Origin of the sequence: Sphingorhabdus arenilitoris, from assembly GCF_042651485.1 — a bacterium.
Lineage (GTDB): Bacteria > Pseudomonadota > Alphaproteobacteria > Sphingomonadales > Sphingomonadaceae > Sphingorhabdus_B > Sphingorhabdus_B arenilitoris.
The window spans coordinates 23082-33941 of sequence record NZ_JBHSDH010000032.1 but is presented as its reverse complement, the minus strand read 5'-3'; the positions used below and the strand labels follow the sequence as shown (position 1 = coordinate 33941).

Here is a 10860-nt window from a genome sequence, read left to right as displayed (position 1 = left end):
CGGCGATTTGTCGGCTGGCTCCACCGATGCCATCAACGGTAGTCAGATCAACGCCGCCCTCACCAGCGTCGCCACCAACCTAGGCGGCGGAGCGGCATTCGATCCCGTAACCGGAACAGTTACCATGCCGACGATCATTGTCGCTGGTAACAGCTATAATAACGTCACCGGCGCGGTTCAGGCCGCCGATACCGCTCGTCAAACAGGCGATAGCGGGTTGGCAAATGCCCTTGGCGGCGGCGCGAGCGTGGCACCCGATGGCACAGTCACCAATCCGACCTATGTGGTGCAAGGCACAGCCAACAATAATGTTGGAGACGCTATCGCCGCTGTGGACGGAAGCTTGACCAATTTGGGTGACCAGATCACCAACCTGACCAACGGCACCACCGGCCTTGTCCAGCAAACGGGCGGTACGCCGGGAATGGGGCAAATCACAGTCGGCGCGGCAACCGGCGGTCACAGCATCAATGTTGCTGGAACCGACGGCGACCGGGTGGTAACTGGCGTAGCAGACGGAGCGGTCAATGCGACCTCAACCGATGCGGTAAACGGCAGTCAGCTCTTCGCCGTTCAGTCCGTTGCCGATGGCGCATTGCAGCGTAGCGGCGGCACTTTAACTGGCGAGCTAAGCCTGGGCGGGAACCGCATTACCAATGTGGCTGCTCCGGTCGCCGGCACCGATGCTGTCAACCGTGACTATGTGGACGGGGTAGCCGCATCACAAGCGGCAACCACAACCAATATCGGCACTGTGGTAGCTGCATCGCTCGGTGGCGGAGCTAGCTATAACCCGGCCAATGGCGCATTGACTGGACCGACCTATAATGTGGGCGGCCGCAGCTATGGCAATGTGGGTGACGCCTTGACTGCAACCAACATGCTGGCGGTGCAATATGTCGCCGATGCCAATGGGCAGCCAACCAACGCCGTCCGCTTTGGCGCGGCTCCGGGCGGCCCGCCAGTTGCGGTAACCAATGTTGCCAACGGCAATGTCGCAGCGGGCAGCACGGATGCAGTCAATGGCGGGCAGCTATATGATGTCAGCGTGGTGGCCAACGGCGCGTTGCAACGCACCGGCGGGACATTGTCGGGCAACCTCAATCTGGGCGGAAATCGGATTACCGGCCTTGCCGCTCCGGTCGACGCCAGCGATGCCGCAACGCGCGGCTATGTTGACGGATTGCAGGCCCAGAATGTGAATAACTTCAATCTTCTCACCGCCGGTTTGAACAACGCATTCAAAGGTATCGAACGCAATAGCCAAGGCGTTGCACTGGCCATCGCTATGGGCGGCGGGTTCCTATCGGATGATAAGGACTTCTCACTTTGGGGCGCATGGGGTAACTTTGCCGGATATAATGCGGCATCACTCCAAACATATATCCGGTTGAGCGACGATAGCTATATCAACGCGGGACTGAGCTATGGGTTTGAAGAGCAATTGGTCGGAACCCGAGTAGGTTTCGGTATCCAATTTTAAACCAACGATTCAAAAATAAGGCGTGGATGCGGGGCAACTGTTTCCACGCCTTTTTGAAACAGGAGAATGACGATGAAATATAACCAGTTATATGGGGCAATCGCTGCTATAGCGGTAATCATAGGCAGCCCGGCGGCGGCAAACAGCACCGGGTTGGATGCCAATCAATTACCCATGAAACAAGCGCTGGAAAAGGCCGCTGAAGCCAAAATTGCGTATCAGCAACGCAGCAAAGCAAATCCGGTTCCTGCGCCTACCCCCCGTGCCCCATCAGCTCAAATACAAATGCCCCCGCCCGAAGCGATGATCATTATGATCCGGTCTTCGCTTGTCGCTTTAAGCCAGGCCAATGTGACCAATAATTACACCGTTCTTAACCAATTGGGCTCCGAAAATTTCCGCAGCGCCAATCCGCCTGCCCGCTTGTCAGAGCTATTTGCTCCGTTTCGGACCAATAAAGTTGATCTGGCCCCGGTTGTTTTTGTAACGCCGCAATTGAGCCAGCAACCGCAGATTGTGGATGGTAAGCTGAGGCTGGTCGGCAACTTTCCGACACAGCCCATGCGGGTTGATTTTGATCTGCAATTTGAACCTACGGACGGATTGTGGAAACTATTTGGCCTATCGGTGAATTTGAACCGGGCGGCACCGCCTGCGCAGCCGCAATTCGTACCCGGCAGCGGAGCGGACCAACCCAGCCGGTAAGCGGCGCAAATTTTAAGGTAAAAGCAAAAAAATCGGGGTGGGCCATGTGCCTGCCCCTTTTTATTTTTCGCAGCCATAATGCTGCCCATGAATCTAGCAGCTGCCTATTTTTTAGGCAGCTGCCTTTTGGCCGTGCTGGTCGAATGACGAGAAACCGTCATCGTGATAATTGGCACGATATTTGATATACGTGCTACATTCATACGCGCGTACGGCCGGGCGTCCCGGTTATGGCGGATAAAGTGAAGAGGGGAAGCCCATGAAAAAGATAGAAGCAATTATCAAACCGTTTAAGCTCGATGAGGTGAAAGAGGCGCTGCATGAAGTCGGTGTGTCGGGTATCACCGTGACCGAAGCAAAAGGTTTTGGCCGGCAAAAAGGCCATACCGAATTATATCGCGGCGCGGAATATGTCGTCGATTTTCTGCCCAAGGTGAAATTGGAGGTTGTCGTTGAAAATGCGCTGGCCGACCGCGTTGTCGAGGCTATTGCCGCTGCTGCGCAAACCGGCCGTATTGGCGACGGTAAAATTTTCGTAATCCCCGTTGAATCGGCGCTGCGTATTCGTACCGGTGAACGGGATGATGAAGCTGTCTGACCATCATGGCGAAAGACAAATCCAAGAAGCACAGGAAAAACAAGGCTGATGAGAAGCAGCCAAAATCAAAGCAAAAAGGGAAAAAGAATATGGCGAATACCGCTGCTGATATTATCAAGATGATTAAGGATGAGGAGATTGAGTGGGTCGATGTGCGCTTCACCGATCCCAAAGGCAAATGGCAGCATTTGTCGATGTGTGCAGGCGTTATGGGTGAAGATGAACTCAACGACGGCCTGATGTTCGACGGTTCATCGATCGAAGGTTGGAAAGCGATCAACGAATCCGACATGATCCTGAAGCCTGATCTGGATTCGGTTTACATGGATCCGTTCAGCGCGACGCCGATGATGATCATCTTCTGCGACATCGTTGAGCCATCAACCGGACAGCTCTACAGCCGCGATCCGCGCAGCACCGCAAAACGCGCCGAAGCTTATTTGAAAGCATCGGGCGTCGGTGACACTGTGTATGTCGGACCCGAGGCCGAATTTTTCATGTTTGACGATGTCCGCTTCGAAGACGGCTATGCCGGATCGTCTTATTATATCGACGATATTGAGCTGCCCACAAACAGCGGCCGGACCTATGAAACTGGTAACATGGGCCACCGTCCCCGCGCCAAGGGCGGCTATTTCCCAGTTGCTCCCGTCGATAGCGCCATGGATATTCGCGGCGAAATGGTTGCGACCATGCTCGACATGGGCCTGCCTTGCGACAAGCATCACCACGAAGTTGCATCCGCGCAGCATGAGCTGGGCCTCACTTTCGGCACGTTGACTCAAACCGCCGACCGGATGCAAATTTACAAATATGTCGTGCATCAAGTTGCCCATGCCTATGGCAAGACCGCAACTTTCATGCCCAAACCGATTAAGTCGGACAATGGTTCGGGCATGCATACCCACTTGTCGATCTGGGACGGCGGAAAGCCCTTGTTCGCGGGCGACGGCTATGCCGGCCTGTCGGAAATGTGCCTGTTCTTCATTGGCGGCATCATCAAGCACGCAAAATCGGTCAATGCTTTCACCAACCCAACCACCAACAGCTATAAGCGTTTGGTTCCCGGTTATGAAGCGCCCGTATTGCTGGCTTATTCGGCGCGCAACCGCTCGGCATCTTGCCGGATTCCTTATGGCGCCGGTGCAAAGGCAAAGCGCGTTGAAGTCCGCTTCCCCGACGCAATGGCGAACCCGTATCTGGCCTATGCAGCGCTATTCATGGCCGGCATGGACGGTATCAAGAATAAAATCCATCCCGGTGAAGCCATGGATAAAAACCTCTATGACCTGCCGCCCGCAGAACTGGCAGAAGTGCCCACCGTATGCGGCAGCTTGCGCGAAGCTTTGGAAGCGCTTCAGGCGGATCATGATTATCTGCTCGAAGGCGACGTATTCTCCAAAGACCAGATTGATGCTTATATCGAGCTGAAAATGGACGATGTGCTGCGCGTCGAAACGACACCATGCCCGGTCGAATTCGATATGTATTACAGCTACTAATCCGGTAAGCGGTTAAAAATACAGGCGCGCTCCCGCAACGGAGCGCGCCTTTTTTATTTGCATATCGCTTTGTACTTGGGCGGCACTGGCATGCCCTGCCTCGCCAATTATGGGTAATGTAGCAGATTAGGTGCCCGCCAATGGGCGAATTTCAAAGGTAGGACAAATGGGGCGCAGGATAACCCGCGTCAAAAGGCTTGCAGAATCTTTTCGCGTAGCCGGACTGGCTCCGGTAACTCCGATTGCTGTTCGCGCAGCCGGGCGTTGAGCCGCTGGATACGGAAATATAAATCCTCGCTCGCCTGAATTATTTCCTGCGCCTCTTCGGGGAAGCGTTGGGCCAATATATCGTCGCTGGCCGGTGCATAACCAAGCTCCCGGGCTTCATTGGTCATTTCGGCCTGATCTATTTCGCCTGCACGATATGCTTTTTGATTAAGTAGCCATGCGATCGAATGCATCAACCGCGTGGTGACTTTCAGTGACTCACACGAAAATGCCACTGCGATATCCGCAGGCAGTCCGCCCGCAACCGGATCGCGGTCAAAATAAGACCGCGCTTCATCCGCAAGCAGCATCGCTTCGGTATAGAGCGCGTCGATCAATTTCGACGTCATTTCGGTCTGAGGCATATTCATAAGCGGCTATATGACAGCTTCGCCGTCACAATGTTAGCGCGTTTACCTTATTTCCACAGAATAAATCTGCCCTGTGCCGCTTTGAAACGCACAGGCCGCGACCTGTGAAGATTGACGGGATGTCAGGCGATGATGTCGGGGATCAACTGATCTTCCAGCCGCCGTATCTGATCTTTCAAAATCAGCTTTTTCTTTTTCAATCTGGCAATTTGCATTTGATTGACCAGCGGCTGTTCCTGCAACACGGAAATCGCATCATCAAGATCGCGATGCTCAATCCGTAATGTTTCCAACTGATGCTGATAGCCTTCATCGTTCATGCGGTAATCATAGACCCGATAGGGTTAACAAGTCACCGCCTAAATCGGGCGAGTGGAAGGAAATTTCAAAATTTGGGGGCAGACATGATGAAAATTTCATGTTTTACTCTTGTCCTTATGTCGTCGAGTCTCATAAAAAAGGAGAATGAGGTGAACAATAGCCATATGTCCGCATTACGGATCAAGCACCAGGAATTGGAAGCAAAGCTTGAACGAGAGGAAAACAGGCCGCTCCCCGATGCCAAGGCGATATTGGACCTCAAAAAACAAAAGCTGCATTTGAAAGATGTCATGGCGCAGGAATTGGCGCACGGATAAAAATCCCGCCGCAATTTCGGTTAAGGGAAATTTATTTCCGGTCTTCAGGTCAAAAAAATGCTTCGCGCACTCGCGCAGCCGATAGGGCTGTGCTAAGTCTCTAGGCTATATGGAAACAGCCTCACGATCCGCCCGCGAAATATTAACCGGCCTGCATGATGTCATGGCCGCAAAAGGCAATGCGCAAGCAAAGCTGAACCAGGTTGTCGATATTATCGGCAACGCGCTCGCAAGTGAGGTTTGCTCCATCTATTTGCTGCGCGATGGTTCGCTGGAACTATTTGCAACGCGCGGCCTGAATGAAGAAGCGGTCCATGTCACGCGGCTTGGCCTTGGCGAAGGGTTGGTTGGCACGATTGCCGACAATGTCGAAACGCTGAACCTAGACGAGGCGGCATCGCACCCCAATTTCCGTTATATGCCGGAAACGGGTGAAGAGCGCTTTCACAGTTTTGCCGGCGTACCGATTGTGCGCGCCGAACAAGCGGTTGGCGTGGTATGCGTGCAGCATGTCGATCCCCGCCGATATGAAGAGGTGGAGATAGAGGCGCTGCAAACCGTGGCGATGGTGCTGGCCGAACTGATCGCCAATGCCGATTTAATTGACCCATCCTCTGTTACCGGCGCGATTAGCAGCGGCACCTTGGTGCTCAACGGCCTGCCGCTGGTAAAGGGTATGGCGGCGGGAACCGCGATTTTCCACAAACCGAGCATTCGGATCGAACATACGGTTGCCGAAGATATCGAGGCCGAACGTCACCGCGTCTATTCCGCCTTTGACAAAATGCGCGAACAGATTGACCGGATGGCGTCGCAAGCCGATTTTGCCGTCGGCGGCGAACATGAAGAGGTTTTGGCAACCTATAAAATGTTCGCGTATGACGAAGGCTGGTCACGCCGGATCAATGAAGCGATTGACAGCGGCCTGACGGCTGAAGCAGCGATTGAGCGGGTGCAACAACGCACGCGGATGCGGATGCGGCAAATTGACGACCCGCTGCTTGCCGACCGGATGCACGATCTGGAGGATCTGGCGAACCGGTTGCTGCGTATTGTTTCCGGGCAGATGACCACGGCAGCGCAAATGGGGTTGAAACAGGACAGCATCCTGATCGCGCGAAATCTGGGTCCGGCCGAGCTTTTGGAATATGACAAAAGGCGGCTGCGCGGGGTGATATTGGAGGAGGGGTCGCTGACCGCTCATGTTACTATCGTCGCGCGCGCCATGGGCATTCCAGTACTCGGCCGTGTCGCGGGGGTCAGGCATCAGATCGGCGACGGCGACATGCTGCTGCTGAATGCCGACGAAAAAAGCGTCATCGTCCGCCCCAGTGAGCCTGCGATCGAAGCCTTTCAAGGTGAGCTTGCCGATCAGCAGAAAAAACGCGCCCGTTATGCCGCGATGCGCGAGCATGAACCGATTACAACCAATGGCGAACGGGTAACGTTAATGATAAATGCGGGCCTGCGCGATGATGTCGCGTCGGTGGCCTTAACCGGCGCAGACGGTATCGGCCTGTTCCGCACGGAGTTTCAATTCCTGATTTCCGCCACTCTGCCGCAACGCGAAAAACAGCAGCGCTTTTACCGCGAGGTGATGGACGCCGCGGGCAACAAGCCTGTGATTTTTCGAACCATTGATGTCGGCGGCGATAAAGCGCTACCTTATATTCGCGCGGGTCAGATTGACGAGGAAAATCCAGCATTGGGCTGGCGCGCGGTGCGCTTATCGCTCGACAATGAAGGCTTGATGAAGGCGCAGGCGCGGGCATTGTTAGAGGCATCGGCGGGACGGACATTGAATGTGATGTTCCCGATGCTTGCCGAACCATGGGAATTTGATGCGTGCAAGGCGGTGTTCGATGCACAGCTCGCCTTTTTAACCAGCCGCAAAAAAGCTTTGCCCAGCAAAATACGTTATGGCGCGATGCTGGAGGTTCCGGCGCTGGCGGATGCGCTAGATATATTGCTGCCCAAAATTGATTTTCTGTCAATCGGCACCAATGACCTGACCCAATTTCTATTCGCCGCAGACCGGGCCGACCCGCGCCTTGCCGAACGCTATGACTGGCTAAGCCCCGCCATATTGCGCTTCATCCGCCGCGTCGTCAAAGCGAATGAAGGCCATAATGTCGACATTGCCGTCTGCGGCGAGATGGGCGGCAGGCCATTGGAGGCGATGGCGCTGATTGGTATAGGCGTTAAACGGTTATCGATCACACCGGCGGGCATCGGACCGATTAAGGCAATGGTTCGTTCGCTCGACAGCGCAGCGATTGCCGCGAAAATGGAAGAATTGCTTACTAAACCGCCGGAAAATTTGCGGGATGTCCTAACCGAATGGGCGCAGCAGCAGGGTGTTGAACTCGGTTGATGTAAACACTTGTATCAATTGGCCCCTGAAAGCCCCGCAAACCGCGCTATTCAGCATTGACTTTCGGTCAGTGAGTGCCATTGTCAGCTTATCGTCCGTTAGAGACGGGTTTATCGGGTCTGGAGAGATGTTTTGGAAGAAGAAGCGCCGGAAAATCATGAGTTCGCATTTCAAACTGTGGGCGAAAAATTAAAGGAAGAACGCGAACGGCGTGGATGGTCGCTGGAAACAGTGGCCGAGAAAACCCGTATTCCTATGCGGCATCTGGAATCGATTGAAAAATCACAATATGCCAAAATGCCCGGCAGCACTTACATGATCGGTTTTTCGCGGTCGTATGCCAAAGCGGTGGAGCTTGACGATGCGCAATTGATTGCGCAGCTTCGCGGTGAATTAAGCGATGCCGGTTTGTCCGGGCATCATATTCCCTCACAAGATTATGAGCCGGCCGATCCGACCAGCGTGCCCTCCAAGACGCTGGCATGGACCGCAGCTATTATCGCCATATTGATTATTGCTGGTTTTTTCATCTGGCGCAATTCGATCACCAGTGATCCGGTTGCCGCACCGGTGGAAGATAATGCCGCCGCAGCCGAAACAGCTCCAGCGCCCGACGCAGCCGCGCCTGCCACCACTGCGGCGGATGGACAAGTGGTCATCACGGCAACCGATAATGTGTGGATCAAAATATATGATGCCGACAATAAACGGTTGTTCGAAGCAGAGATGAAACCGGGTCAAAGCTATAATGTGCCCAAGGATGCAAATGGACCGATGATTGTTACCGGTCGGCCCGACATGCTGAAAATCACGGTCGATGGCGCCGCTATTGCGCCGCTGGGCGATGGCACAAAAACGATTGCTGATATAGGGGTCAGCGCGTCTGCGCTTTCGGCCCGCGCGGCGCAGCCGTCACAGCCAACTGCGGCTGGCGCGGGTGGTGGCACGGCAGCACCGCCATCTGGTCAGTGATTGGATTCGCTATTGCGGAAAGGCTTTATCCCATTGACGAAGCACACTATAGTCCAGCATAACGGCGTCCATATTGGAAGGAAGAAAATGAAGCTTCGACTGGCACTATTAGGCGCAGCGGCCACGCTGTTTGCGGGAAGCCATGCCGCCTTGGCACAGGATGCCAATGTGGAAGGCCGGGTCAAAAAACTGGAAAAGGAAATGGTTGCTGTTCAGCGCCAAGTTTTTCCCAATGGCGCGGGGAAGTTTTTTGAACCGGAAATTAAACCAGAAACCGCGACCCCAAATAGCAATAACAGCTCATCTTCGGCGGTTAGCGACCTGATCGTGCGCGTTGACGCGTTGGAGGCGCAGCTTGCGACTTTGACCGGGCAGGTGGAACGGCAAAATAACAATTACCGACTAATGGACGAACGCCTAAAAGCGGTAGAAGCAGAGTTGAAGCAGCAAAAAGCTGCGGCGACCGCTCCACCCGCCAACACGGCCGCGGCGGTGCCACTGCCCGCCGCGAACTCAACACCGCCAAAAACAACAACCGTCGCCAGCACGGCTCGGATGCAAGCGGTAGCTGCAATAGAAAAGCCTGTTACTGGCGATGCCTTCGACGATAGCTACACCTATGGTTACCGTTTATGGGAAGGCAAATTTTATCCCGAAGCGCAGGTGCAATTGGCCGATACGGTGAAGAAATTCCCCAAACATCCCCGTGCCAGCTTTGCGCGTAACCTGCTGGGCCGGGCTTGGCTGGATGACAAGAAACCGGCCAGTGCCGTCAAAATCCTGTATGACAATTACAAGGATGACCCGCGCGGCGAACGGGCGCCTGACAGCCTGTATTTCCTTGGCGTGGCGTTAATCGACCTGAATAAACCTGTCGAAGCATGCGAGGCTTTTGGCCAATTGGCCGAGGCTTATCCCGATATCGCATCGGGCCGCTTGTCCGACAGGGTTGCATCGGGCCGCGCCCGGGCAAAATGTAAATAAGTAAGTGTGACGGCTGAATATCAAAGCCGGTTTAGGGCCAATATCGAAACGATCCTAGACGTTCCTTTATCGGAATGGGATGGCCAGATGGGATTGGCTGTTTCGGGCGGCCCCGATAGCCTTGCCTTGATGCTGCTCGCCCATGATGTGTTGCCCGGCAAGTTCATTGTTGCCACGGTTGACCACCAGCTGCGCACTGAGGCCGCAGCGGAAGCCCGCTATGTTGCGCAAATATGCGCAGAACGCGGGTTAAGCTGTGACATTTTGCACCCAGACAGCGCCATCACCGGCAATATTCAATCACAGGCCCGCGCCGCACGCTATGCCGCCCTCCATCGCTGGGCAGACCGGCGCGAGTGCGCTTGGATCGCAACGGCGCATCATGCCGATGACCAGCTGGAAACGATATTGATGCGCCTCGCCCGGGGCAGCGGCGTCGATGGTCTTTCGGCGGTGCGGACCCAAAATGGCCGGATCATCCGCCCATTGCTCAATTTCACGAAGGCAGAGCTGATCTCCATCTGCGACGCAGCCGGTGTTTCTGCAATCGCCGACCCCAGCAACCGGAACGAAGATTTTGACCGCGTGCGTATACGGCAATGGCTGGCCAGCATGGACCATCCGCTAAACCCGTTGGCGGCAGCCAATAGCGCCGCAGCACTGGCCGAAGCATCGGCCGCGCTGGATTGGACTGCGCAGCGTTTGCGCGAAACGCATATATCCGCACAAGACGGTCAAATTTGGCTGGACCCTGCCGACCTGCCGCCCGAATTGCTTCGCCGCCTGCTGCGCATCGCTTTGCAGCAGCTATCCCCCGAATTTGAGCCGAGGGGCGGAGCGATCACGCGGCTATTGCACAGTATAAAGCGTGGCGAAACGGCGAGCATTGGGGATATTTTGTGCAAGGGCGGCGACAAATGGCTGCTTCGCCCTGCCCCGCCCAGAGGCATGCAGAAATAATTCGCT

The 10860-nt window shown here is 54.9% G+C and carries 10 protein-coding genes and 1 pseudogene; 9 read left to right on the top strand and 2 right to left on the bottom strand.

Annotated elements, in window-relative coordinates:
- The 4 genes and pseudogenes from ACFOWX_RS13505 to glnA form a co-directional block, all read left to right on the top strand.
- A pseudogene (locus ACFOWX_RS13505) lies at nt 1-1483 on the top strand (hypothetical protein); the annotation flags it as partial.
- Between the two features lie 72 nt (nt 1484-1555).
- Nucleotides 1556-2188: a hypothetical protein gene (locus ACFOWX_RS13500; protein WP_381425177.1), complete on the top strand. Its 633-nt coding sequence runs from the start codon at nt 1556-1558 to the stop codon at nt 2186-2188.
- A 259-nt stretch (nt 2189-2447) separates the two neighbouring features.
- Nucleotides 2448-2786: a P-II family nitrogen regulator gene (locus tag ACFOWX_RS13495; RefSeq protein ID WP_381425175.1), complete on the top strand. Its 339-nt coding sequence runs from the start codon at nt 2448-2450 to the stop codon at nt 2784-2786.
- An 89-nt stretch (nt 2787-2875) separates the two neighbouring features.
- Complete coding sequence (gene glnA / locus ACFOWX_RS13490; protein ID WP_381425173.1) at nt 2876-4288, top strand: type I glutamate--ammonia ligase; 1413 nt, start codon at nt 2876-2878, stop codon at nt 4286-4288.
- Nucleotides 4289-4476: 188 nt separating this feature from the next.
- On the opposite strand, the gene ACFOWX_RS13485 is transcribed toward glnA, so the two are convergent.
- Nucleotides 4477-4920, bottom strand: coding sequence for a DUF1465 family protein (locus ACFOWX_RS13485; RefSeq protein WP_381425171.1), 444 nt, complete (start codon nt 4918-4920; stop codon nt 4477-4479).
- A 128-nt stretch (nt 4921-5048) separates the two neighbouring features.
- Entirely contained in the window at nt 5049-5246 is a 198-nt protein-coding gene (locus ACFOWX_RS13480; RefSeq protein WP_381425169.1) for a YdcH family protein, read from the bottom strand.
- Between the two features lie 150 nt (nt 5247-5396).
- On the opposite strand from ACFOWX_RS13480, the gene ACFOWX_RS13475 reads away from it, so the two are divergent.
- The 5 genes from ACFOWX_RS13475 to tilS all read left to right on the top strand — a co-directional run bounded on the left by ACFOWX_RS13475 (nt 5397) and on the right by tilS (nt 10854).
- Nucleotides 5397-5564, top strand: a complete 168-nt coding sequence (locus ACFOWX_RS13475; protein WP_381425167.1) for a YdcH family protein — start codon at nt 5397-5399, stop codon at nt 5562-5564.
- Nucleotides 5565-5673: 109 nt separating this feature from the next.
- Complete coding sequence (ptsP, locus tag ACFOWX_RS13470; protein WP_381425165.1) at nt 5674-7938, top strand: phosphoenolpyruvate--protein phosphotransferase; 2265 nt, start codon at nt 5674-5676, stop codon at nt 7936-7938.
- 132 nt (nt 7939-8070) lie between these two features.
- On the top strand, nt 8071-8910 hold the full coding sequence (locus ACFOWX_RS13465) for a helix-turn-helix domain-containing protein (protein WP_381425163.1): 840 nt from the start codon (nt 8071-8073) through the stop codon (nt 8908-8910).
- Nucleotides 8911-8997: 87 nt separating this feature from the next.
- Nucleotides 8998-9894 carry a hypothetical protein gene (locus tag ACFOWX_RS13460; RefSeq protein WP_381425161.1) on the top strand — a complete coding sequence of 299 codons (897 nt, stop codon included), beginning with the start codon at nt 8998-9000 and terminating at the stop codon, nt 9892-9894.
- A 6-nt stretch (nt 9895-9900) separates the two neighbouring features.
- Nucleotides 9901-10854, top strand: a complete 954-nt coding sequence (gene tilS, locus ACFOWX_RS13455; RefSeq protein WP_381425159.1) for a tRNA lysidine(34) synthetase TilS — start codon at nt 9901-9903, stop codon at nt 10852-10854.
- The last annotated feature ends 6 nt before the right edge of the window (nt 10855-10860 follow it).